The sequence below is a fragment of the Stenotrophomonas sp. T8 genome (assembly GCF_051853085.1).
Classification (GTDB): Bacteria; Pseudomonadota; Gammaproteobacteria; order Xanthomonadales; family Xanthomonadaceae; genus Stenotrophomonas; species Stenotrophomonas sepilia.
In genome coordinates this window covers 2,548,784-2,572,321 of the sequence record NZ_CP195329.1, presented here as the reverse complement: position 1 = coordinate 2,572,321, position 23,538 = coordinate 2,548,784, and the positions used below count along the sequence as shown (strand labels likewise).

Below are 23,538 nucleotides of genomic sequence, written 5' to 3'. Positions count from 1 at the left end.
TCCGCCGGCGGCATCGATTGTGTGAGAACGGCAATGGCCGGCCCCGTGCCGGTCCATTGCCCACGCCGCTGCCGGGCAGGGGGCAGCGGCGTGGGCAATGATCGCGGTGTCAAACCACGTTTTTCGTGGTTTTTTAAGAGCGCATCTTGTAAACGATTTCAGATCATTGGACGGTATGCTTTCCCATCGATCAGACCACCGGAGGAACCGCGCCATGCAGGCACGCCATCTGTTGTCCGCCGCAATGCTGTGCTTGGCGGTGGCCGCCTGCCAGCCGGCCCAGCAGGAACCTGCCAAGCCGCGCCCGCCGGTGATCCTGATCGAGGCCGATGCACCGCCGCGGCCGATGAAGCCGGAGTTGCCGCCGCTGTTCGATGACATCGAGCGCCGCACCTTCCAGTTCTTCTGGGACACCACCAACGAGATCAATGGCCTGACCCCGGACCGCTATCCATCGCGGCCGTTCGCCAGCATCGCGTCGGTGGGTTTCGCGCTGACCGCCTATCCCATCGGTATCGAGAACGGCTGGGTCAGCCGCAACCAGGCGATCGACCGGACCCTGACCACGCTGAAGTTCTTCCGCGACGTGCCGATGGGCCCACAGCGCACCGGCAAGGCCGGCTACAAGGGCTTCTACTACCACTTCCTGGACATGCAGGAAGGCCGTCGCTACGACAGCTGGGTCGAACTTTCCTCCGTGGATACCGCACTGCTGATGATGGGCGTGCTGTTCGCGCAGTCGTACTACGACGGTGACGATCCGCGCGAGAAGGAAATCCGCCAGATTGCCGATACCTTGTACAAGAAGGTCGACTGGCCGTGGCTGCAGCAGCGTGCACCGCTGATCTCGATGGGCTGGTTCCCGGAGAGCGGCTTCATCGACCACGACTGGATGGGCTACAACGAGGCGATGATGGTCTACATCCTCGCCCTGGGCTCGCCCACGCACCCGGTCAGCCCGGACGCGTGGACAGTGTGGACGCGCACCTATGACAACGACTGGGGTGTCTACCAGGGCCAGGAATACCTGTCCTTCGGCCCGCTGTTCGGCCACCAGTACAGCCACGTCTGGATCGATTTCCGCGATATCCAGGACGCGTACATGCGCGAGCGCGGCAGCACCTATTTCCTCAACAGCCGCTCGGCCGCGCTGGCCCAGCGCGAGTACGCCATCGCCAACCCGATGCAGTGGAAGGACTATGGCGAGAACGTGTGGGGCCTGACCGCCAGCGATGGCCCGCAGAACACCACGCAGGAGTACCGCGGCGAACAGCGCCAGTTCCGCCACTACTCCTCGCGCGGCGCCGGCCTGCGCGAGAACTTCGATGACGGCACCATTGCCCCGACTGCGGCGATCGCCTCGGTGGTGTTCGCGCCCGAGCAGGTGATCCCGGCGACGCTGGAAATGCACAAGCGTTACGGCGACTACATCTATTCCAGCTACGGCTTCCTGGATTCGTTCAATCCCAGCTTCAACTACGACATCCCGATCAAGACCGGTCGCCTGGTGCCGGATCGCGGCTGGGTCGCCAGCGACTACATCGCCATCGACCAGGGGCCGATCCTGACCATGATCGCCAACTACCGCAACGACTTCGTCTGGGAAGTGATGAAGAAGAATCCGTACATCCGCAAGGGCCTGGAGCGGGCCGGATTCAGCGGCGGCTGGCTGGCGCCGGAAGGGTCGTTCCAGCCGCTGGAACTGCAGAAGGACGAAAAGGCCGCGGCAGCACGCGCGGTGGGTATCGCCGAATCACGCGCGGCTGCCGCGCAGGAACAGAAGAACAATGCCAACCGCACCACAGGCCAGGGCAAGTAACCCGATGCCGAACTGGATCGACCGCCTGCGCCGCTGGGCGCTGCCTGCCCTGGCCGCCCTGGCCGTGGCCGGCTGCGCCCGCACCGAACCGGGCACCACCACCGTGCGCTTCTGGGCGATGGGCCGCGAAGCCGAGGTGGTCAGCGAGCTGATCCACGAGTTCGAGGCCGAGAATCCCGGCATCAAGGTGGATGTGCAGAACATCCCGTGGACCGCCGCGCACGAAAAGCTGCTGACCGCGTTCGCCGCCGATGGCCTGCCGGACGTGTGCCAGCTCGGCAACACCTGGGTGCCGGAGTTCGCCGAACTCGATGCATTGACCCCGCTGCAGCCGTTCGTGCAGCGCTCCGCTGTGGTCGATCCGAAAGATTACTTCCAGGGCATCTGGGATACCAACGTGATCCACGGTGAGCTGGTCGGCGTGCCGTGGTACGTCGATACGCGCCTGATCTACTATCGCAAGGACCTGCTGGCCAAGGCCGGCTACGACCACCCGCCGCGTACCTGGGCCGAGTGGGACGAGCAGATGGCGGCGATCAAGCGCATGCAGGGCCCGAACCGCTACGCAGTGCTGATGCCGATCAACGAGTTCGAGCAGCAGCTGTCGCTGGCCCTGCAGCAGCCCGACCCGCTGCTGCGCGACGACGATACCCGCGGCAATTTCGCCAGCCCGGGGTTCCGCCGCACGCTGTCCTTCTACGCCAACATGTTCGAGCAGGGCTGGGCGCCGAAGATGTCCGAGACGCAGATCTCCAACGTCTGGGATGAATTCTTCCGCGGCTTCAACGTGTTCTACATCTCCGGCCCCTGGAACATCCGCGAGTTCAAGAAACTGCAGCCGAAGGAACTGGAAGGACAGTGGGGCACCGCTGCGCTGCCGGGGCCCGACGGTCCGGGCGCGGGCATCGCCGGCGGCACCAGCCTGGTGATCTTCCGCAAGTCGCAGCAGAAGCAGGCGTCCTGGAAGCTGATCGAATTCCTGTCGCGCCCGCAGATCCAGGCGCGCTTCCATTCGATCATCGGCGACCTGCCGCCGCGCCGCAGCGCCTGGAACGCGCCGTCGCTGGCCAACGATCCGCTGGCCGCCGCGTTCCGCGATCAGCTGGAGCGGGTCAAGCCGACGCCGAAGGTGCTCGAATGGGAGCGCATCGTGCAGGAAATGCGCATTGTCACCGAGAAGGTGGTGCGCGGTGGCCTGCCGCAGGACAAGGCCGTGGCCGAACTGGACCAGCGCGTGGACAAGGTGCTGGCCAAGCGCCGCTGGATGCATGAACAACAACGCCTGCAGGAGCGCGCGCCGTCGCCGCAATCGAGCAGCGCAGTGGCCGCCGGGAGCGCGCAATGAAACGTACTTCGCTGGCCGGCTGGATCTTCGCCGGCCCCTCGCTGATCGTGCTGGGCGTGTTCTTCGGCCTGCCGGTCGCCTCGGCGCTGGCACTGAGCGTGACCGACTTCGACCTCTATGCACTGGCCGACAGCAGCAACCTGCGCTTCGTCGGCCTGGGCAACTACATCGACCTGCTGCAGACGCCGATGTTCTGGAAGTCGCTGTGGAATACCACCTACTTCGTGCTGATCGGCGTACCGTTGTCGATTGGTGTGTCGCTGGGCGCGGCCATGCTGCTCAACGCACCGGCCGCACGCTTCAAGGCCCTGTTCCGTACGGCACTGTTCGCGCCGGTGGTGACCACGCTGGTGGCGGTGGCGGTGATCTGGCGCTACCTGTTCCATACCAGCTATGGCCTGGTGAACTACGGGCTGGGCCATCTGGGCATCAGTCCGATCGACTGGCTGGGTGATCCCAACTGGGCGATGCCGACCATCATGCTGTTCGCGGTGTGGAAGAACTTCGGCTACAACATGGTGATCTTCCTCGCCGGCCTGCAGGCGATCCCGCATGACCTGTACGAAGCCGCGCGCATCGACGGCGCTTCGCGCTGGAAGCAGTTCCTGCACATTACCCTGCCGATGCTCGGCCCGGTACTGCTGGTGGTCGGGGTGATCACCGTGTCCGGCTACTTCCAGCTGTTCGCCGAGCCGTATGTCATGACCCGCGGCGATCCGCTGCAGAGCACCGTCAGCGTGCTGTATTTCATGTTCGAGGAAGGCTTCAAGTGGTGGAACCTGGGGCGCGCCTCCGCGGTGGCGTTCCTGCTGTTCCTGATCATCCTGGCGGTGACCACCGTGATGCTGCGTTTCGGCCGCAAGAGGCAGTTGGTATGAGTCGTGAAATCGGCCAGTCGCGCTGGTATCCGTGGATGATCAATGGTGCGTTGCTGGTGCTGGCCCTGGTCAGCCTTGCACCGCTGCTGTGGATGCTCTCGGTCTCGTTCATGCCGCAGGGCGAGGCCAGTCATTTCCCGCCGCCACTGCTGCCTTCGAGCATCACCACGCGCAACTACCACGAGCTGTTCGCGCGCACCGGCATGGGGGGCAACTTCGCCAACAGCCTGCTGGTGTCGCTGGCTATCACGCTGGGTTCGCTGCTGCTCAACACCATGGCTGGCTACGCCTTCGCCAAGCTCAACTTCGTTGGCCGCGAACGCCTGTTCCAGGTGCTGATGGCAGCGCTGGTGATCCCGGCGCAGGTGGCGATGCTGCCGCTGTTCCTGCTGATGAAGCAGCTGGGCCTGGTCAACAGCTTTGGCGGGGTGATAGTGCCAGCGCTGGCCAGCGTGTTCGGCATCTTCCTGGTGCGCCAGTACGCGCGTTCGATCCCGGACGAGCTGCTTGAAGCGGCCCGCATCGATGGCGCGGGGGAGCTGCGCATCTTCTTCCAGATCGTGCTGCCGATGCTCAAGCCGGTACTGGTGACCCTGGCGATCTTCACCTTCATGGGGGCATGGAACGATTTCATGTGGCCGCTGATCGTGTTGACCGACCAGGAGCACTACACTTTGCCGGTGGCGCTGGCCACCCTCTCGCGCGAGCACATCATGGACGTGGAAATGATGATGGCTGGCGCGGTGGTCACCGTGGTTCCGGTGCTGGCACTGTTCCTGGTGCTGCAGCGGTACTACATCCAAGGTCTGTTGCTGGGGAGCGTCAAGGGATGAAGCGAGCGATCGCCGTTGGACTGGGCCTGTTGTGGACTTCCCTGGCGATCGCCGCACCACCGGCACTGCCGGCGCCGAAGGTACTGGACGATTTCGACGACATCGGCGCCTGGAAGCTGGTGCTGTCCGACCAGGTCAGCGGTTCGCTGCGTCCGGTGAGCGGTGCCGGTGGCGGCCGCGCGCTGTGCCTGGACTACGATTTCCACAAGGTGTCGGGCTACGTCGGCATCCGCCGCGCGCTGGGTATCGAGTACCCGGCCAACTACCGCTTCGGCTTCCAGCTGCGGGGAGATTCGCCGGGCAACGACCTGCAGTTCAAGCTGATCGATGCCAGCGGCGATAATGTCTGGTGGGTCAACCGTCCGGGCTACAGCTTCCCCAAGGCGTGGACGCCGGTCGAATACCGCCGTCGCCAGATCGACAAGGCATGGGGGCCATCGCCGGATAAGGAGATGGCGCGCAGCGCTGCGGTCGAGTTCACGATCTACAGCAAGGTCGGCGGCCGCGGCACGGTGTGCTTCGACAAGCTGACCCTGCAGGGCCTGCCGCCGCAGGATGATTCGGCGCTGGTGCCATCGGTGATCGCCGACACCGCCACCGCGCTGCAGGACCGGATGATCGACGGAAAGAGCGATACGTTCTGGATCAGTGGCGGGGTCAAGCAGCAGACCATCAGCCTGGACCTGCACAAGAGCCGCGAGATCGGCGGCGCGGTGATTGACTGGCTGCCGAACCTGGAAGCCAATCGCTACACCGTGCGGACGTCCGAGGATGGCCGGGACTGGCGCACCGTGCGCGAGGTGACCGGCGGTGCGGGCGGCCGCGACTGGCTGGCGCTGCCGGATACCGACGCGCGCTACGTGCGCTTCGATCTGCACGATGGCCCGAACTGGCGCTATGGCATCCGTGACATCACGCTCAAGCCGCTGGCGTTCGCGGCCACGCCGAACGCATTCCTGTCCTCGGTGGCGGCCGACCTGCCGCGCGGCTCGCTGCCGCGTGCATATGTGGGCGAACAGCCGTACTGGACCCTGCTCGGCCTCGATGGCGGCCAGGAGCAGGCACTGATCAGCGAGGACGGTGCGCTGGAACCGGCCAAGGGCAGTTTCAGCATCGAGCCGTTCATCCGCGTGGACGGCAAGTTGCTGGACTGGTCGACGGTGGCCATCACCCAGTCGCTGCAGGATCGCTACCTGCCCATCGCCAATGTCGACTGGGTGCATGAGAAGGCCGGCCTGGCGGTAACCAGCTTCGTGCAGGGCACGCCGGAGCGCGCGCAGCTGATCGGCCGCTACCGGTTGAGCAATCCGGACAAGGTGGCGCACGAGTACACCCTGGCGCTGGCGATCCGGCCGTGGCAGGTGAACCCGCCGACCCAGTTCCTCAATACCGTCGGCGGCTTCAGTCGCATCGATGCGCTGGATGTGGGCGAACAGCTGGTGCGCATCAACGGTGAGCCGCGCATCTATCCGTTGCAGGTGCCGGATGCGCGCTTTGCCAGCACGTTCGATGGCAAGCTCGACGCGATGCATCTGGCCTCCGGGAAATACCCGGCCAGCACGGCGGTGAAGGACAGCACCGGCATGGCGTCCGGTGCGCTGCTGTATACGATCAAGCTGGAGCCTGGCCAGAGCCGAGAAGTGGCGGTGGTGTTGCCACAGACCGGAGGCTGGGCGCCGCAGGCGCTGGATGTGGCCAAGGCGCAGGCACAGGTCGCAGAGCAGTGGCGGCAGAAGCTGGGGGTGGTCTCGTTGCAGGTACCGGCTGCGGGCCAGGCACTGGTCGATACCCTGCGCACCGCCGTGGCGCACATGCTGATCTCGCGGGTCGGCCCGCGCCTGCAGCCGGGCACGCGCTCGTACGCGCGCAGCTGGATCCGCGATGGCGCGATGATTTCAGAGGGCCTTCTGCGCATGGGGCGCAGTGATGCGGTGCGTGATTACATCAACTGGTATGCGCCTTATCAGTTCGAGAATGGCAAGGTGCCGTGCTGTGTCGATGCACGTGGCAGCGATCCGGTGCCCGAGAACGACAGCCATGGCGAGCTGATCTACAGCATTGCCGAGTATGGGCGCTATACCGGTGACAGCACCTTCGCCGAACTGATGTGGCCGCATGTGCAGGGCGCCTACAACTACATGGAGCAGCTTCGCGCCAGCGAGCGCACGGACGAGAATCGGGCGCGCAATCCGGCGTTCTACGGGATGATGCCGGCCTCGATCAGCCACGAAGGCTATTCGGCCAAGCCGATGCATTCGTACTGGGACAATTTCTGGGCCTTGCGCGGCTACAAGGATGCGGCATCGCTGGCGGCCCAGCTGGGCAAGGTCGAAGCCATGCAGATTGCCGAATCGCGTGACCAGTTCCGTGATGACCTGCAGGCCTCGCTGCTGTCGGCGATGCAGCAGCACAACATCGATTACCTGCCGGGCTCGGCCGAGCTGGGCGATTTCGATGCGACCTCGACCACCATCGCGCTGGCTCCGGGCGGTGAACAGGGGCGCCTTCCGCAGCAGGCGCTCGATGCCACTTTCGAGCGCTACTGGAAGGAATTCGTGGCCCGTCGGGACGGCAAGCGCGAGTGGAAGGACTACACGCCCTACGAGTGGCGCAACGTGGCCGCCTTCGTCCGCCTTGGCTGGCGCGATCGCGCCTGGCAGGCGACTGAGTTCTTCTTCAAGGACCGTGCGCCGCAGGCCTGGAACCAGTGGGCCGAAGTCGTCTCGCGCACGCCGCGCAAGCCGTTCTTCGTCGGTGACCTGCCGCATGCCTGGGTCGCCTCGGACTTCGTGCGCTCGGCCCTGGACATGTTCGCCTACAGCCGTGACATGGACGATGCGCTGGTGTTGGCCGCCGGCATTCCGACCGCCTGGCTGCAGGGCGACGGCATCGCTGTGCAGGGCCTGCGCACGCCGCAGGGCCAGCTCAACTACCGCCTGCAGCGCAGCGACAAGCAGCTGGTGCTGGAGGTGCAGCCGGGCCTGGTGCCACCGGTCGGTGGCGTGGTCTTGCCGTGGCCGTACGCCGGTGATCCGGGCGAGGCGACCATCAACGGCGAAGCGGCCGAATGGACCGACAGGGAATTACACGTGCACCAGCTGCCGGCGCGGGTCGAGATCGATGTACCGGGCGCGGTGCGCCGCGCCGAGCGCAAGGGGCAGTAACGATGAAGCAGCAGGGGGGAAGGGTGCGCACGGCCGTGCGTGCCCTGGGACTGGCCATTGCATTGGCATTGCCGGGTGCCGTGATGGCAGCCGTGCCAACCGCCGCGACAGCGGCTGACATCGCCAGCGCACCAGGCATGAGCATGGTGACCTTCAACCTGCATCACGACCGCGAGGACTGGCCGAGCCGCCGCCGCACCATCCTGGCCGAGCTCAAGCGCCTGCAGCCGGATGCGGTTGCCCTGCAGGAGGTGATCCAGCGCCGCAACGTGCGCAACCAGGCGCAGTGGCTGGCCAGCCAACTCGGCTACAAGTACGTGTTCGTGTCCACCGATCCGGTGGGTGCGCCGAAACGTTACGGCAATGCGCTGCTGACCCGGCGGCCGATCCTCGCCCAGGGTGAGCACCTGCTACAGCCGCTGGACGACTACCGGACGGTCGCCCATCTGCGCATCAATGTGGACGGCAAGGCGGTCAACGTCTATGCCACCCACTTCAACGAGCGCAGCGACGAAAATGGCCAGCGCATCCGTCGCACCCAGGTCGAGGACCTGCTGCGCTTCATCGCCAGCACCTCAGCCGGCGCACCGGTGGTGATCGCGGGCGACTTCAACGCGCTGGTCGATGCCAGTGACCTGAGCGAGCTGCGCAGCCATTACGGTGACAGCTACGGCAGCGTGCACGTCAACACCGACCTGGCCGGGGTCAGTACGCTGAACAGGCACTACTACCCGGTGGCCTCGCGGATCGACCACATCTTCTTCCAGCAGGACGCGATGGTCGCACGTGAGGCCAAGCTCCTGTTCGACCAGCCCGATGACAGCGGTCGCTGGGCCTCGGACCATTATGGCGTGTGGACCCGCCTGCAATTCGCTCCGGCGCACTGATGTCCTGGTAGGTGCCACCTTTGGTTGGCACGGACGTGTCCGCGTTCGCTCCAACAACGGCGCCGACCAGGGTTGGCCTCTACCAGAGCGCTGCACGCGCCCGGCGCACAAACAGAAACGGCGGGGATCATCGATCCCCGCCGTTCTTTCACGCGATCAAAGCGCGATCAGTTCGCCGGCGGCGTGCGCTTGGCGCCTTCTTCGTCTTCTTCGTCGGCCTTGGCTTCGGCCGCCTGGGCTGCCGCATCGGCGTGGCCATCGGCGACCGGATCGATCGACGGTGTCACCACTGCATCGGCGACCGGGGCCGCAGCTTCCACCGGTGCAGCTTCAACTGCCACCGGAGCGACCGGCTGTTCGGCCACCGGCGCGGTCTCGACGACCGGCTTGGCTTCAACCACCGGAGCAGCCTCAACGATCTCCGGCTTGGCTTCTGCCACCGGAGCGGCTTCGGTAGCGGCCGGCTTGGCTTCAGCCACCGGTGCAGCCTCGACTGCCGCCGGCTTCGCTTCGATCGCCTGAGTGACTTCAGCCACCGGGGCTGCTTCCACCGCGACCGGCTTTGCTTCGACCGCCGGTGCGGCAACAGCCACCGGTTGCGCCGGGGTTGCTGCGTCGATGGCATCGAGCATGCTGGTCTGCACCGGCGAGGACACCGGCTCTGCCTTGGCCGCGGCTTCAACCGCCGCCGGCACTTCGGCGGTGATCGGTGCGGCAGTCTCGACCACGGCGCTGCTCACCACCGCCACCGGTGCGGCGACAGCAGCGGCGGCAGTACGGACCGGCTTCTCGGCTTCGACAGCAACCGGTTCGGCTTCGTCATCGAAATCGAATTCCGGCTGCGCACGGGTCGGCTGTGCGGCGGCGACCGGAGTGGCCGGGGCGGCACTGTCGACGTTCGGCTCGACGCCCTCGGCGTCATCACCCTCGTCACCCTCGTCCTGGTCATCGCCCAGGCCGTCACCACCGGCAGCGTTCTCGGCGCCACCGCGACGACGACGACGGCCGCCACGACGGCCGCGACGGCGGCGGGTTGCACCTTCGCCAGCCTGCTCGCCATGGGCGTCGGCTGCAGTCTCTTCACCGGCAACCGCAACCACTTCGGCCTCGCCGGCAGCGGTCTCGACCGGCACTGCGTCCACCGGAGCGGCGGCCACCGGGGCAACCGGGGCGACCGGTGTAGTGGCTTCCTGCGCGGTCACCACGTTGGCGGCGACGGCGTTGGCGGCCACAGCTGCTGCCGCGGTCACACCTTCAACCGGGGCTTCGGCGACGCTGCGCTGCGGCTTCTCGGCCGGCTTGTCACCGTCCTGCTGCTGGCGCGGCTGCTTGGGCTGCTTCAGCTTCGGCTGATTCTGGTTCTGGCCCTGCTGCTCGTTGCGCGGCTTGTGCTGCTGCTGCGGCTGCTGCTGCTGCTGGCCATCCTTCTGCTGCGGTTCTTTCTGCCTGCCCTGCTGTGGCTGCTGCTGGGCATTGCCGTTGTTGCCGTTGCGGCCGTCCTTGTTGCGCTGCTCACCACGGTCCTTGCGGTTGCCGCCATCCTTCTGCTGCTGCGCGTTGCCGTTGCCACCGTTGCCACGGTTTTCGTCGCGACGGTCCTTGCGATCCTTGTTGCGATCCTTGTTGCGGTCCTTGCGACCACCGTCCTGCTGCTGGCGCGGAGCCGGGGCGGCCGGAGCCGGCGCCGGCGCCGGCTCGCCACCGAACACGCGCTTGAGCCAACCGATCACGCCGCCGCTCGAAGCCGGCGCCACGGGCGCTGCCACGACCGGAGCCGGAGCGGCTGCAGCCGGAGCCGCTTCCTCGCGCACCGGGGCGGGAGAGGTGTGCTTGACCTGGGTCACCGCCGGCGGCGGGATGTTCAGCTGGCCCTTGGTCAGGGCGTGCACCGGCAGCTTGCGCGGGGTGCCGCGCTGGTAGCTGGGCTTGCTGCTCTCTTCACCGAGCTCGTTCTCACGCAGGCGGGTGACCGCATAGTGCGGGGTGTGCAGCTGCTCGTCGGCGACGATCACGATCGGCGCTTCGTGGCGCTGCTCGATCTCGCGCAGGGCGCTGCGCTTCTCGTTCAACAGGTAGTTGGCGATCTCCACTGGCGCCTGGACCAGCACCTGCCCGGTGTTCTCCTTCATCGCGTGCTCTTCGGCGACGCGGATGATTGACAGCGACAGGGACTCGACGCTGCGCATGCGGCCGTGGCCGTCGCAACGCGGGCAGACGATCTGGCTGGATTCGCCCAGGCTCGGGCGCAGGCGCTGGCGGCTCATTTCCAGCAGGCCGAAGCGCGAGATGCGGCCGACCTGCACGCGGGCACGGTCGTACTTCAGCGCGTTGGCCAGGCGATTCTCGACCTCGCGCTGGTGCTTGTTGGAGGCCATGTCGATGAAGTCGATCACCACCAGGCCGCCCAGGTCGCGCAGGCGCAGCTGGCGGGCCACTTCCTCGGCCGCTTCCAGGTTGGTCTGGAACGCGGTGTCCTCGATGTCGCTGCCCTTGGTGGCGCGCGAGGAGTTCACGTCGACTGCGGTCAGTGCTTCGGTCTGGTCGACCACGATCGAGCCACCCGACGGCAGGCGCACGTTGCGCTCGTAGGCACCTTCGATCTGCGACTCGATCTGGAAGCGGTTGAACAGCGGGATGTCGTCCTTGTAGTGCTTGAGCTTGCGCAGGGTCTGCGGCATCACCTGCTGCATGAACTCGCGGGCGTGCTCGTACATCTCCTCGGTGTCCACCAGGATCTCGCCGATGTCGGCGCGCAGGTAGTCACGCAGGGCGCGCACGATCAGGCGCGATTCCTGGTAGATCAGGAACGGGGCCGGCTTGCTCAGTGCGGCTTCGGCGATGGCGCGCCAGACGTTGAGCAGGTAGTCCAGGTCCCACTGCAGCTCTTCCGCATCGCGACCGACGCCGGCGGTACGGATGATCACTCCCATGTCGTCGGGAATGTTCAGCTTGTCCAGGGCCTCCTTCAGCGCGGCACGGTCTTCGCCCTCGATGCGGCGGGACACGCCGCCGGCGCTGGGCGAGTTCGGCATCAGCACCATGTAGCGGCCGGCCAGCGAGATGAACGTGGTCAGGGCGGCGCCCTTGTTGCCACGCTCTTCCTTGTCGACCTGGACAACGATCTCCTGACCTTCCTTCAGCAGCTCGCGGATGCCGGCCTTGTTGTGGTCGACACCGGCCTGGAAGTAGTCACGGGAGATTTCCTTCAGCGGCAGGAAGCCATGGCGGCCACCGCCGTACTCGACGAAGGCGGCTTCCAGCGAGGGCTCGATGCGGAAGATCCGGCCCTTGTAGATGTTGGACTTCTTCTGTTCCTTCGACGGCTGTTCGATGTCGATGTCATACAACGACTGGCCATCCACGATGGCAACACGCAGCTCTTCAGCCTGCGTGGCGTTGATCAGCATTCGCTTCATTGTTGCGTTCCTCGCAAGCGGCTACCGCGCGGAACGCCATGGGGTTTCGCCTCTGGACACGGCTCGCCGCCCATTCGCGCAAGCGCGGGGAGGGCGGCTTGGGTTTCCAGCGCTACGACACCACGGCAGGCCGCGGGAGCGCTTCACTCTTATGGGTTTTGGGTGTTGCAGGGCCGCAGGCAGCTGTCAGCCAGGCTGGAGCGCCACGCGGGACATGTTCAGCACGGTTGCGTGTCAGGCATCCGGCGATGGCCGGGAAGGCCGGTGAGCCGCTAACATGGCCGCCCCGCGGGCGGTGGTCGCGCACTGTGCCGGATTCGTCGGAAGCTGGGCTTCTGGCCCTGAGTAACTTCCAACGAAATCAATCCCTTATCTCGCCCCCCGAGTGTAACAGAATAAACAGCCTGATGACCGCCCAAGACCCGACCAAACCCGCTGGCGACAAGCCTTCCGTGCGCATGATCACCGTTCCCGCCGACCGCGCCGGCCAGCGTCTGGACAACTTCCTGCTCGGCCAGCTGAAGGGAGCCCCGCGCAGCCTGGTGTACAAGCTGGTGCGCAGCGGGCAGGTTCGGGTGAACGGCGGCCGCGCCAAGGCCGAGCGCAAGCTGGAGGCGGGCGATGAGGTGCGTGTGCCGCCGGTCCGTCTCAGTGAGGAAGGAGACAAGGCCGGCCCGCCAGAGGCGTTCATGCGGCGCCTGGAGCAGGCCATCGTCTTCGAGGACGCCCGGCTGCTGGCCCTGAACAAGCCCTCCGGCGTGGCCAGCCATGGCGGCAGCGGCATCAGCTTCGGTGCCATCGAGACTCTGCGCGCGTTGCGCCCGGGACAGACACTGGAGCTGGTCCATCGGCTGGATCGCGACACCTCGGGCCTGCTGATCGTGGCCAAGAAGCGTTCGGCGCTGAGCGAACTGCAGGCGCTGTTGCGTGAAGACCACGGCGCCGGCATCCGCAAGCGCTACCTGACCCTGCTGGCCGGCCGCATGCCGGACGGCGTGATGACCGTCGACGCGCCGCTGCACGTGGGCCTGCGCCAGGGTGGCGAGCGCCATGTACAGGTCAATGCGATCGGCAAGGAATCGATCAGTCACTTCCGGGTGCTGGAGCGCCGCGGCGGCCAGTCGTACTGCGAGGTGCGCATCGAAACCGGCCGCACCCATCAGATCCGCGTGCATGCCCAGCATCTGGGCCATCCGGTGGCCGGTGACGACAAATACGGCGATCCTGCGGTCAACAAGCGGCTTCGTGAGCAGATCGGGCTGAAGCGCCTGTTCCTGCACGCGGCCTCGCTGGAGTTTGCACTGGACGACGGCAAGAGCCCGTATGTGCTGAACGCGCCGCTGGCGGATGAGCTGGTCGAGGCGCTGGACCGTCTGCGCTGACGGCGGTTCGGCGGCGCCGGGTGCTCGGTCGGCGCCGTCGCTTCCCTGCGGAGAGTGGGCTTGTCACTTTCTTTGCTCGTGCAAAGAAAGTAACCAAAGAAACACGCCGCCATCCGCGAGCCGGCGCCGCGCGCCGGTGCCCTGCGCTCCTCGGTCCGCCGAGGGACGGCGCGGAACTCGCTGCGCTCAGACACCCGCGCCTCTTCGCCCTCGCCGGACCTGCGGTGCTCGGCTCGCTACAAGGCGGACCCGGACATCCGCAGCGTAGGCCCATACCCGCCCGTGACCTCTCGATACTGTGGGACGTACCAGCCGCGAAGGGGCTCAGCCCGTCGGCCGCAAACCCCTCACCATTTGAACAGCACCAGGCTGATCGCCAGCGTGCCCATGCCGGCCACCAGCCCATAAACGGTCTCGTGGCCCTTCGCATAGCGCTTGGCGGCCGGCAGCAGCTCGTCCAGTGCCAGGAACACCATCACGCCGGCAATCAGCCCGAACACCCAGCCGAAGGTGGCGTGCGACAGCGACCCGGACAGCAACCAGTAGCCGAGCGCCGCGCCCACCGGCTCGGCCAGGCCCGACAGCAGGCTGGCGCTGAATGCATAGGCCTTGTTCTGGGTGGCGAAGTACACCGGCACCGCGATCGCGATGCCCTCGGGGATGTTGTGGATGGCAATCGCAAAGGCCAGTGGCATGCCCACCGACGGGCTTTCCAGCGTGGCGAAGAAGGTCGCCAGCCCTTCCGGGAAATTGTGCGCGGTGATCGCGACGGAAGTCAGCAGCGCCACCCGCTTCAGGTACTCGCGGCTGTTCTCGCGGAACGCGGGATCCTGCTTGTCCAGGCTGTCATGCGGGTTGGGAATGAAGTGGTCGATCATCACGATCACGATCACGCCCAGCAGGAACGCGAGGGTGCCGTAGGTGAAACCGGTGCGCTCGCCATGGGCCAGTGCGAACGAAGCAATGGACTTGTTGAGGATTTCCGACAGCGACACATAGACCATCGCGCCGCCGGCGAAGGCCAGGCCGAAGGCCAGCAGGCGCGGGTTGGGGCGGCGCGAGAACAGCACCAGCAGGCTGCCGATCGCAGTGGCGAGGCCGGCCGCGAGGGTGACCGCCAGCGCAATCCAGATGTTTTCGGGGGGAATCTGCAGCATCTACCGACGCAGTCCTGGTCAACAGACAACCGCCCCGGACAGGACCGGGGCGGCGAGGGCGAGGCGGGCGCCGGCTGGCCTCGTCGGGTTGCGTGCGATCAGCCGCCGCGGCGCAGGCGCTCTTCAATGGCGAAGCACTGGTCCGGCTTCGGCTGCGGCGGGTTGAAGCTGACCGGCACCTGGATGGTGGCCGGCACCGGCTGGCCATTGCGTGTCGCGGCCTTGAACTGCCAGCCCTGCACGGCGGTTTTGGCCAGTTCGTCCAGCTGCGGGTTGCCCGCGCCAGTCAGCAGGGCGACCTCGCTCGGCTTGCCGTCGGTGCCGATGGTCACCTTGAACGTACTGGTGCCGCCCACGCCCATGCAGGCCAGTTCAAGCGGGTACTGCGGCGGCGGCGTCTTCACTGCTGCGACTTCGGTCGGCGGTGGCGGCGGTGGTGCCGGCGGTTCGGACGAGCCGCAGCCGGCCAGGCCGGTCGCAGCGATCAGGGACAGGTTCAGCAAGCGTACGTTCATGGCAGTTGCTCCGTCAGGGCCGAAGTCTTTGCCGCGCAGATGAAGTCGTTCTCGCTCAGACCGCCCACGTCATGGGTGGAAAAGCGCACGACCGCGCGGTCGTAGTGCACGCCCAGGTCCGGGTGGTGGTCCTCGCGATGGGCAATCCAGGCCAGCGCGTTCACGAAGGCCATGGTGGCGTAGTAATCCTTGAAGCGGAAAGTGCGCGTCAGGGCCTGCCCGCCCTCGCTCAGCTCCCAGCCGGGAACCTGCGGCAGCAGTTCGGCCAGGCGGGCTTCGCCGAGCTTGTGGTCGCTGCCTTTGCGTGGCACGCAACGGGCCTGGGCCAGTGGAATCAGGTCGGCCATGGGAATCTCCACCTCGTGTTGACTGAACAATGCGCCGGACGGTGTATAAACCGAATGAGCGGCTGACGCTTACTTGGCTAGAATAGCCTGATGATCCAGATCTCCGACACTGCCCAGACCCATTTCCGCAAGCTGATCGAACGCGAGGGCGTGCCTGGCATGGGCGTGCGCCTGAGCGCGGTCGACCCCGGTACCCCGCGCGCCGACGCCCGGCTGGAATTCGCCGAACCCACCGACCTGCTGGGCGACGAGTGGGCGGTGGACTGCGATGGCTTCACCCTCTATGTCGATGCCGGCAGCGTTGGCTGGCTCGACGGCGCAGAGATCGACATCGTCGCCGGCACCGCCGGTGCCCAGCAGTTGACCATCAAGGCGCCGCGCATCAAGGGTGAAGCGCCCGGTGATGCGGCCTCGCTGGTCGAGCGCGTGCACTGGGTGGTGGAGAACGAAGTCAATCCGCAGCTGGCCTCGCATGGCGGCAAGGTGGCCGTGCAGGAAGTCTCGGCCGACGGCGTGGTGCTGCTGCGCTTCGGTGGTGGCTGCCAGGGCTGCGGCATGGCCGACGTGACGCTCAAGCAGGGCATCGAAAAGACCCTGATGGGCCGCGTGCCGGGCGTGACCGCCGTGCGCGACGCGACCGACCACGACAGCGGCCACGCGCCGTACATCCCGCGCGACAACGTCGCCTGATCGCTGACGCGTGCCTCTGACCCGGGCCGAGCAACTCATCGATCTGCTGCTGGCCCGCCAGCAGCCCCGCGCCGTCCTTGAGAAGACCACGCGCCTGCCTTATGGCTGGGCGTTGTGGCTGCGCTCGCTGGGGCCGCTGCCGCGGCCGTTGCATGCCGGCGAAGTAATTGCGGTGTTGCTGCCGCGTCCGCTGCCCGGCCGGCCAGGCCAATCGCCGCAGCTGTCGCTGTGGCAAGCGTTGCGCCGTCTGTTCTGGCAGGACTGGGACGCTGCGCCGCGCGACCAGCGCTGGATGCGCTGGACCTCGGCACTGATCAGCGCGTTGCTGCACCTGCTGTTCTTCATGCTGCTGCTGTGGGTGGCGGTGATCCGCACCACTGCGCCAGACGAAGAGGGTGCCGAGGGTGAGCGCGTGCAGGTGGAGTTCGTCGGCCGCGCGACCCAGGAAGGCGGGGGCGATCAGCCAAGCGCCGAAGTCGCTGCGGCCGCTGCGGCAGGTCGGGTTGCGACGGGGCAGCAGACGGGTGCCGCCACAGCTCCTGCCCCGCACCCGGCGGCTGCCGAAGCCGCCGCATCTTCCCCTGCATCCGCGCCGACCGCCAGTGTTCCTCCGCCGCCTGCCGAAGCCGAGCCGGCGCCGGTTGCCGCGCCGCCGCCTTCACCGGTCCAGGCCACCGAGGTGGCGCAGGCCAGCACGGATTTCGTGGTGCCGCCGGTCAGCGTGCCTCGAACCGAAGTCAGCGTCGTACCGCGTGACAGCACGCCCGTTGTGCGCGAGCGCAGCGTGCAGCCGGTGCAGGCGCCGCCGACGCCAAGCCAGATGCGCAGCCCGGAACTGGCCGTGCGCACGCCGCAGGTGCGTGACATCCAGGTGCGCGAACGCGAAGTCAGCATCGTCGAAGCGCCCGTCGCACCCAAACCGCTGCGCAGCCCTGAAATGCAGGTGCGCGTGCCACAGCAGGACGTGCAGGTGCGTGAACGTGAAGTGCAGGCCGTGGCCGATCCGCAGGTGCGGATGGCGGCGGTGGCCGGGCGTGAGCCCGCCGTACGCGCGCCCACCGGCCATGATGTACAGGTGCGGGAGCGTGAAGTGGCCCCGGCACCGGCGGCGGCACCGGCATCCTCCAGTGGCAGTGCCTCCGTGACGCCTGCGGCTGCGGCGCAAGGCAGCGCGGCGCAGACGAGCAGCAGCACGCGTCCGTCGGCCTCCAGCAGCACGGCAAACGCCGGAGCGCGCCCGGCGCCCAATCCAGGCAACTGGGCCACGCCTGCCAAGGGCGACGACTGGGGTTCATCCAGCCGTAACCGTAACGGTGCCAGCAGTGGCGCCCGCCAGGCCAGCACTGCCGGCAAGGGCAATGGCCTGTTCAATGCCGATGGCAGCGTGCGCGTGCCGGGCCAGGACGGCGATGGCCACGCCGAGCGCGGTGCGCCCGGTGGCGCCAACGACGGCTGGAGCAAGGAGCGCATCGCGCAATCGGGCACCTGGCTGAAGCGCCCGCCCTACGACTACACGCCGACCTCGTTCGACAAGTACTGGGTGCCGCAGGAATCGCTGCTGGCCGAATGGGTGCGCAAGGGCGTCAAGGCGATGGAGATTCCGCTGCCGGGCACCAACACGAGGATTTCCTGCGTCATTTCGATCCTGCAGGCCGGCGGTGGCTGTGGCCTGACCAACCCCAACATGCAGGACCAGCCGGCCGTGGCACGGCCGCCGCCGGACATCCCGTTCAAGAAGGAACTGCAGGAAGACAACGGGAGCCGCTAGGACGGCGCATCCACGCATGGCGTGGATCTACTGTGCATCCAGCTGCGCCGGGTAGATCCACGCCATGCGTGGATGATCCATGGGGGGCACGCCCATGCCGACCAAGGTCAGCCTCTATCAGGGCGTTGCCCTTACGCGCTCTGCGACAGGAACACCCAGAACGGCACATCGCGACCGACCCAATCGCGGCTGGCTTCATCCATCACGTCCAGCAGGGTGTCGAAGTCCTTCTGTGCGGCGGCGCGCAGCGCGTCCACATCGCACAGGAACAGCGCGTAGCCGTTGGCCGGCAGCCATTGCAGATCACGCAGGTTGTCCGACAGTGCATCCCAGTTGCCGCCGAAACCGGCCGGGAAATCCAGTTGCGCGGCGAGCCGGGCGAGCAGGGTGCGCTTGTCCGTCACGCCTTCCAGATCGATGCGGATCACCTTGAGGCTGGCATCGCGCATTGCTGCGGCCAGTGCGCCGATGTCATCGCTGTCGATGGCATAGACGCCGGCATTGTTGATGTCATGCAGGCCGAGGCCGAAATCATCGTGGCTCATCACTGCGCTCCCTGGGCCGGTACGGTGAAGCTGCGGAACGATTCGTAGTGGTCGTCGGTGTAGTACCACGCCTCCGGCGGATCGCCGCCGGTGACGATGCGGCGCGTGCCACGCGTGCGTGCACCGGGAGTGTCGACGGTGTACTCGCGGTAGTAGCCACGCGGACGTTGTGGCAGCTGCTGCTCGCGGTTGCCGAAGGTAGTGCCGTCCTGGCGGTGCGGGAATGGACCGCCTCGCTGGATCAGGGCAATGGTCTGGCGTGCTTCGGTGGGCAGGAACGCGGGCAGGCCGTTGTCCCGTCCGGGCGTTGCCGTGGCAGGGGCCCGTGCGGTCGGTGTTCCCTGCAGGTCCGGTGCGAACTGTGGCGCCGGCGGCCGCTGCAGGAAATGGTTGGCGACCAGGCCGAGCAGCAGCAGGGCGATGGCGGTGATCAGCAGCCGGGGGTTGCGCATGGGCAGGGGCGGGCGAGGGTGGTGCACGCACTGTAGCGCCTGCGCGCTGCATGGCGCATGAGGAGGGTGCCGCGTCACTGCTGCGTAACAATTGCCGTCGTGCTCACTGGCAGGACGCAATTTCCTTTACATCCCCCTTGGTAATCTGCGGGTCTGTCCCCATCATTCACGGCGCACCGCCCGACATCGTCGGGTGCCCTCGCAATCAGGAGATTCATCATGGCCTACACCCTGCCCAAGCTGTCCTACGCCTACGACGCGCTGGAGCCGCATATCGATGCGGCGACGATGGAAATCCATCACACCAAGCATCACCAGACCTACATCAACAACGTCAACGCGGCGCTGGAAGGCACCGAATACGCTGACCTGCCGGTCGAAGAGCTGGTGAAGAAGCTCAAGTCGTTGCCGGAGAACCTGCAGGGTCCGGTGCGCAACAACGGTGGTGGCCATGCCAACCACTCGCTGTTCTGGACCGTGATGGCCCCGAACGCAGGTGGCAACCCGGTGGGTGACGTGGCCAAGGCCATCGACAAGGACCTGGGCGGTTTCGACAAGTTCAAGGACGCCTTCACCAAGGCGGCGCTGACCCGTTTCGGCAGCGGCTGGGCGTGGCTGAGCGTGACCCCGGACAAGAAGGTGGTGGTCGAGAGCACCGGCAACCAGGACAGCCCGCTGATGGAAGGCAACACTCCCATCCTCGGCCTGGACGTGTGGGAACACGCGTACTACCTGAAGTACCAGAACCGCCGCCCGGAATACATCGGCGCGTTCTTCAACGTCATCGACTGGAATGAAGTCGAGCGCCGTTACCAGGAAGCGATCGCCTGATCGCGGCGACGGGATGAGTGGAAAGGCCGGGGGAGACCCCGGCCTTTTCTGTTGCAGGATCCCGGCACGACCTATTCCGCCGTGGCCGTAGCGTCCTGCAGGCGCAGGGTTGCCAACACGCCCAGGCGCAGTCCGGGCAGGTCGCCGTCGGCGGGCAGCAGGATCGGCTGCTGGCGGATGCCGCCGAAGTGCTTGACCTGGAACAGCACGTCCAAGCCGTGGCCACTGGCGCCGCCGCCACTGGCCGCAGGCGGCTCGGGGCGGCCGCCGGGATTGCGCCGTGCCGGCTGGAAGCCGGGCGTGCTCCGCACCAGCTCCACCGTGCTGGCCGAAAAGTCGCCCGCGATCAGGCTCGGCATGCCTTCGGCGGTGGCGCCGATCCAGGTCATCAGGTCGCTGGTCTGGTGTTGGCGGGCAGTGGCCTCGTCCGGGTCCGGGCGCAGCCGCGCCACATAGATGTTGACCAGCGCCTCGCCCAGCTTCAGCCGCATCATGCCGGCCGCACTGAAGGTGCCGGGAGGATGCAGCAGGGTCACGCCGTCCTCGCTCACCGGCAGCCGGGTCAGCATGGCGTTGCCATGGCGCAGTGGCTGGCTGGGTGGGTCGGCGGTGACGAAGTCGCAGCTGTAGCGCAGCCGGCTGGCCAGCCAGCAGGCCGGGTTGCGGCCTTGCTGCTGCAGCACCTGCTGCACCGAGATCACGTCCGGCTGCAGGTCGGTCAGCAGTTGTGCGACCTGCTCGCGGCGCTGCTTCCATTGCGCGTCATCGCGGCTGGGCAGCTCCAGCGCGGCTACCGTCAGCTGCCGAGGTTCGCTCTCACTGGCAACGGCGGCCGGCGCCTGTGGTCGTGCCTGCGCCTGCAATGCCAGCAACAGCGCAAGGCAGCTGAGCAGGAGGCGGGCGGGGGCGAGGGGGCGCATAACGATAAGTTTACGCTTTTGCCGTGCAGGTGCCGTGACTTCCGGCAGGGCCTGCACTGCCTGCCACGGATTGGCACCGTTGTCATGCAGCCCTGCAGCGTGCTTCGCAAGCCCCGGTTCCGGTAACCTTGCGCCTTTCGCTTTGCAGGAATGCCTTACAGGATGAGCCACGACGCAGTCGCCCCCATCGCCGGCCAAGGAAAGATGCCGCGCCAGATTCCGTACATCATCGGCAATGAGGCCTGCGAACGGTTCAGTTTCTACGGGATGCGCAACATCCTGGTGCAGTTCCTGATCACCTCGCTGCTGCTGCAGGAAATCACTGCGGAAGGCCGTGCCGGTGAAGCCAAGGACATCATGCACAGCTTCATGATCGGCGTGTATTTCTTCCCGCTGCTCGGTGGCTGGCTGGCCGACAGGTTCTTCGGCAAGTACCAGACGATCCTCTGGTTCAGCCTGGTCTACTGCGCCGGCCACCTGTGCCTGGCGCTGTTCGAGAACAGCCGCGAGGGCTTCTTCCTCGGCCTGGGCCTGATCGCGCTGGGTGCCGGTGGCATCAAGCCGCTGGTGGCCTCGTTCATGGGCGACCAGTTCGACCAGAGCAACAAGCACCTGGCCAAGATCGTCTTCGACGCCTTCTACTGGATCATCAACTTCGGCTCGCTGTTCGCCTCGCTGCTGATCCCGCTGGCACTGAAGAACTGGGGGCCGCAGTGGGCGTTCGGTATCCCGGGCATCCTGATGTTCATTGCTACCTTCGTGTTCTGGCTGGGCCGCAAGCGCTACGTGCTGGTGCCGCTGCCGCCGAAGGATCCGCATTCGTTCGCCAACGTGGTGCGTACCGCGCTGACCACGCGCGTGGCCGGCCAGGGCCGTCCGGGCCTGGTGATCGCCGTGCTCGGCCTGGCGCTGGCGGCGGCCTCGTTCGGCCTGGTCGGCTCGCTGGGCATCGTGATCTGCCTGTGCCTGGCGCTGGTGGCCATCCTCGCCGGCATCGGTGGCGGTACCTGGTTGCAGCTGGACCGCGCCCGTGGCCAGCATCCGGCCGAAGCCGTGGAAGGCGTGCGCTCGGTGCTGCGCGTGCTGGTGATCTTCGCGCTGACCACGCCTTTCTTCTCGCTGTTCGACCAGAAGGCCTCGACCTGGGTCCTGCAGGGCCAGCAGATGCAGATGCCGAGCTGGTTCACCGCCTCGCAGATGCAGGCGCTGAACCCGCTGCTGGTGATGATCCTGATTCCGTTCAACAACCTGGTGCTGTACCCGGCCCTGCGCCGCTTCGGCTTTGAGCCGACCGCGCTGCGCCGCATGACCGCCGGCATCGCCTTCAGCGGCCTGGCCTGGATCGTGGTCGGCGGCATCCAGGTGGTGATGGACGGCGGCAACGCCATGTCGATCTTCTGGCAGATGCTGCCGTATGCGCTGCTGACCTTCGGTGAGGTGCTGGTCTCGGCCACCGGCCTGGAGTTCGCCTACAGCCAGGCGCCACAGGCGATGAAGGGTGTGGTGATGAGCTTCTGGAACCTGACCACCACCATCGGCAACCTGTGGGTGCTGCTGTCGAACGCTGCCGTGCGCAACGATGCCGTGACCCACAGGATTGCCAGTACGGGCCTGAGCGAAGCGGCGTTCCTGATGTTCTTCTTCGCCGGTTTCGCCTTCGTCGCGGCGTTGGCCTTCGGTTGGTACGCGAAACGCTATCGTATGGTCGACAACTACCGTAGCGCCTGAGCCTGACATGACCCCCGTCAATCTGCTGTTGATCGCCATCACCGCCATCCTGTCGTGGATGGCGTTCAACAACCGCAAGCTGGCCGATCGCCTGATCCTGTGGCCGCCGGCCGTCGACCGCCATCGCCAGTACGACCGGCTGGTGACCTATGGCTTCATCCACGCCGACTGGTCGCACCTGATCTTCAACATGATCACCCTGTTCTTCTTCGGGGGATTCATCGAGAGCGTGATGGTGCAGCTGACCGGCAGCTACCTGACCTACCCGGCGTTCTACATCGGCGCGCTGCTGGTCTCGATCCTGCCCAGCTACCTGAAGAACCAGAAGAACCCGAACTACCTCAGCCTCGGGGCATCCGGTGCGGTGTCGGCGGTGCTGTTCGCCTTCATCCTGATCAAGCCGTGGTCGATCATCCTGGTGTTCTTCATCCCGGCACCGGCGATCATCTATGCCGCGTTCTACGTCGGCTACAGCATCTGGATGGACAAGCGCGGCGGCGACCGCATCAACCACAGCGCGCACCTGGCAGGTGCGGCGTTCGGCGTGATCTTCATGCTGGCCATGCAGCCGAGCATCTTCAACCACTTCCTGCGCGAACTCTCCAACCCGACCTTCCGCCTGGGCGGCTGAAGCGTGCCGGGGTCGGATCCTGTGGATCCGGCCCCGGCGTATCCGGTTTCAGGCCTGGGTCGTGTGGCCGTAGGTATCCAGCAGGCGGGCGAATACTTCCTCGCCGATGCGCTGGAAATCCTGATCCTCGGTCTGCCCTTCCACCGCCAGTTGCAGCAGGCCCTCCAGCAGGGCGCGGTCGGTATCGGAATGGGAATCGCTGGCGTGCATGGGAGCCTCCACGGTGGTGC

General features: G+C 66.5%; 20 protein-coding genes. 12 read left to right on the top strand and 8 right to left on the bottom strand.

Annotated elements, in window-relative coordinates:
• Positions 1-214 precede the first annotated feature (214 nt).
• From ACSDHM_RS12075 to ACSDHM_RS12050, 6 genes are read left to right on the top strand one after another with little or no spacing between them, the layout of a single operon-like run.
• Positions 215-1,819, top strand: a complete 1,605-nt coding sequence (locus ACSDHM_RS12075; RefSeq protein WP_061478010.1) for a glucoamylase family protein — start codon at positions 215-217, stop codon at positions 1,817-1,819.
• 4 nt (positions 1,820-1,823) lie between these two features.
• Positions 1,824-3,164 (top strand): sugar ABC transporter substrate-binding protein, encoded by a 1,341-nt coding sequence (locus tag ACSDHM_RS12070; protein WP_439426299.1) that lies wholly within the window; start codon positions 1,824-1,826, stop codon positions 3,162-3,164.
• Positions 3,161-4,042, top strand: coding sequence for a carbohydrate ABC transporter permease (locus ACSDHM_RS12065; protein WP_005410323.1), 882 nt, complete (start codon positions 3,161-3,163; stop codon positions 4,040-4,042). Before ACSDHM_RS12070 ends, ACSDHM_RS12065 begins: the two co-directional genes overlap by 4 nt.
• Positions 4,039-4,875, top strand: a complete 837-nt coding sequence (locus tag ACSDHM_RS12060; RefSeq protein WP_439426298.1) for a carbohydrate ABC transporter permease — start codon at positions 4,039-4,041, stop codon at positions 4,873-4,875. The genes ACSDHM_RS12065 and ACSDHM_RS12060 overlap by 4 nt, the downstream gene beginning before the upstream one ends.
• The gene (locus ACSDHM_RS12055) at positions 4,872-8,039 is read left to right on the top strand and encodes a discoidin domain-containing protein (protein ID WP_423172943.1); all 3,168 of its coding nucleotides are present in this window, start codon (positions 4,872-4,874) and stop codon (positions 8,037-8,039) included. The genes ACSDHM_RS12060 and ACSDHM_RS12055 overlap by 4 nt, the downstream gene beginning before the upstream one ends.
• Before the next feature lie 2 nt (positions 8,040-8,041).
• Positions 8,042-8,926: an endonuclease/exonuclease/phosphatase family protein gene (locus ACSDHM_RS12050; RefSeq protein WP_032954315.1), complete on the top strand. Its 885-nt coding sequence runs from the start codon at positions 8,042-8,044 to the stop codon at positions 8,924-8,926.
• 167 nt (positions 8,927-9,093) lie between these two features.
• Here the strand turns inward: ACSDHM_RS12050 and rne are convergent, their stop codons facing one another.
• The gene (rne, locus tag ACSDHM_RS12045; protein ID WP_439426297.1) at positions 9,094-12,342 is read right to left on the bottom strand and encodes a ribonuclease E; all 3,249 of its coding nucleotides are present in this window, start codon (positions 12,340-12,342) and stop codon (positions 9,094-9,096) included.
• Positions 12,343-12,749: 407 nt separating this feature from the next.
• On the opposite strand from rne, the gene ACSDHM_RS12040 reads away from it, so the two are divergent.
• Positions 12,750-13,724 (top strand): RluA family pseudouridine synthase, encoded by a 975-nt coding sequence (locus ACSDHM_RS12040; RefSeq protein ID WP_049397926.1) that lies wholly within the window; start codon positions 12,750-12,752, stop codon positions 13,722-13,724.
• A gap of 347 nt (positions 13,725-14,071) precedes the next feature.
• Here the strand turns inward: ACSDHM_RS12040 and zupT are convergent, their stop codons facing one another.
• From zupT to ACSDHM_RS12025, 3 genes are all read right to left on the bottom strand, one after another.
• Entirely contained in the window at positions 14,072-14,881 is an 810-nt protein-coding gene (gene zupT, locus ACSDHM_RS12035; RefSeq protein WP_072168365.1) for a zinc transporter ZupT, read from the bottom strand.
• Positions 14,882-14,979: 98 nt separating this feature from the next.
• On the bottom strand, positions 14,980-15,396 hold the full coding sequence (locus ACSDHM_RS12030; RefSeq protein WP_111200747.1) for an energy transducer TonB: 417 nt from the start codon (positions 15,394-15,396) through the stop codon (positions 14,980-14,982).
• Entirely contained in the window at positions 15,393-15,743 is a 351-nt protein-coding gene (locus ACSDHM_RS12025; protein WP_021203009.1) for a 4a-hydroxytetrahydrobiopterin dehydratase, read from the bottom strand. The genes ACSDHM_RS12030 and ACSDHM_RS12025 overlap by 4 nt, the downstream gene beginning before the upstream one ends.
• Positions 15,744-15,833: 90 nt before the next feature.
• Here ACSDHM_RS12025 and ACSDHM_RS12020 point away from each other — a divergent pair, with 90 nt between their 5' ends.
• Together ACSDHM_RS12020 and ACSDHM_RS12015 are read left to right on the top strand one after the other, a co-directional pair.
• Positions 15,834-16,433, top strand: a complete 600-nt coding sequence (locus tag ACSDHM_RS12020; protein WP_049417239.1) for an NfuA family Fe-S biogenesis protein — start codon at positions 15,834-15,836, stop codon at positions 16,431-16,433.
• Positions 16,434-16,443: 10 nt separating this feature from the next.
• On the top strand, positions 16,444-18,201 hold the full coding sequence (locus tag ACSDHM_RS12015) for a hypothetical protein (RefSeq protein WP_439426296.1): 1,758 nt from the start codon (positions 16,444-16,446) through the stop codon (positions 18,199-18,201).
• A 131-nt stretch (positions 18,202-18,332) separates the two neighbouring features.
• Here ACSDHM_RS12015 and ACSDHM_RS12010 read toward each other — a convergent pair whose 3' ends face one another.
• Together ACSDHM_RS12010 and ACSDHM_RS12005 are read right to left on the bottom strand one after the other, a co-directional pair.
• Positions 18,333-18,746: a barstar family protein gene (locus ACSDHM_RS12010; protein WP_072168363.1), complete on the bottom strand. Its 414-nt coding sequence runs from the start codon at positions 18,744-18,746 to the stop codon at positions 18,333-18,335.
• Complete coding sequence (locus ACSDHM_RS12005) at positions 18,746-19,198, bottom strand: ribonuclease domain-containing protein (protein WP_061478000.1); 453 nt, start codon at positions 19,196-19,198, stop codon at positions 18,746-18,748. The genes ACSDHM_RS12010 and ACSDHM_RS12005 overlap by 1 nt, the downstream gene beginning before the upstream one ends.
• 219 nt (positions 19,199-19,417) lie before the next feature.
• On the opposite strand from ACSDHM_RS12005, the gene ACSDHM_RS12000 reads away from it, so the two are divergent.
• The gene (locus ACSDHM_RS12000) at positions 19,418-20,029 is read left to right on the top strand and encodes a superoxide dismutase (protein WP_005410310.1); all 612 of its coding nucleotides are present in this window, start codon (positions 19,418-19,420) and stop codon (positions 20,027-20,029) included.
• Positions 20,030-20,100: 71 nt separating this feature from the next.
• Here ACSDHM_RS12000 and ACSDHM_RS11995 read toward each other — a convergent pair whose 3' ends face one another.
• Complete coding sequence (locus ACSDHM_RS11995; RefSeq protein ID WP_072168362.1) at positions 20,101-20,949, bottom strand: endonuclease/exonuclease/phosphatase family protein; 849 nt, start codon at positions 20,947-20,949, stop codon at positions 20,101-20,103.
• Positions 20,950-21,111: 162 nt separating this feature from the next.
• Between ACSDHM_RS11995 and ACSDHM_RS11990 the strand changes: the two genes are divergently transcribed.
• Together ACSDHM_RS11990 and ACSDHM_RS11985 are read left to right on the top strand one after the other, a co-directional pair.
• Complete coding sequence (locus ACSDHM_RS11990) at positions 21,112-22,677, top strand: POT-type proton-dependent oligopeptide transporter (RefSeq protein WP_439426295.1); 1,566 nt, start codon at positions 21,112-21,114, stop codon at positions 22,675-22,677.
• Positions 22,678-22,684: 7 nt separating this feature from the next.
• Positions 22,685-23,308 (top strand): rhomboid family intramembrane serine protease, encoded by a 624-nt coding sequence (locus tag ACSDHM_RS11985; protein WP_005417591.1) that lies wholly within the window; start codon positions 22,685-22,687, stop codon positions 23,306-23,308.
• A gap of 48 nt (positions 23,309-23,356) precedes the next feature.
• On the opposite strand, the gene ACSDHM_RS11980 is transcribed toward ACSDHM_RS11985, so the two are convergent.
• Entirely contained in the window at positions 23,357-23,518 is a 162-nt protein-coding gene (locus tag ACSDHM_RS11980) for a hypothetical protein (RefSeq protein ID WP_162911592.1), read from the bottom strand.
• Positions 23,519-23,538: the final 20 nt, after the last annotated feature.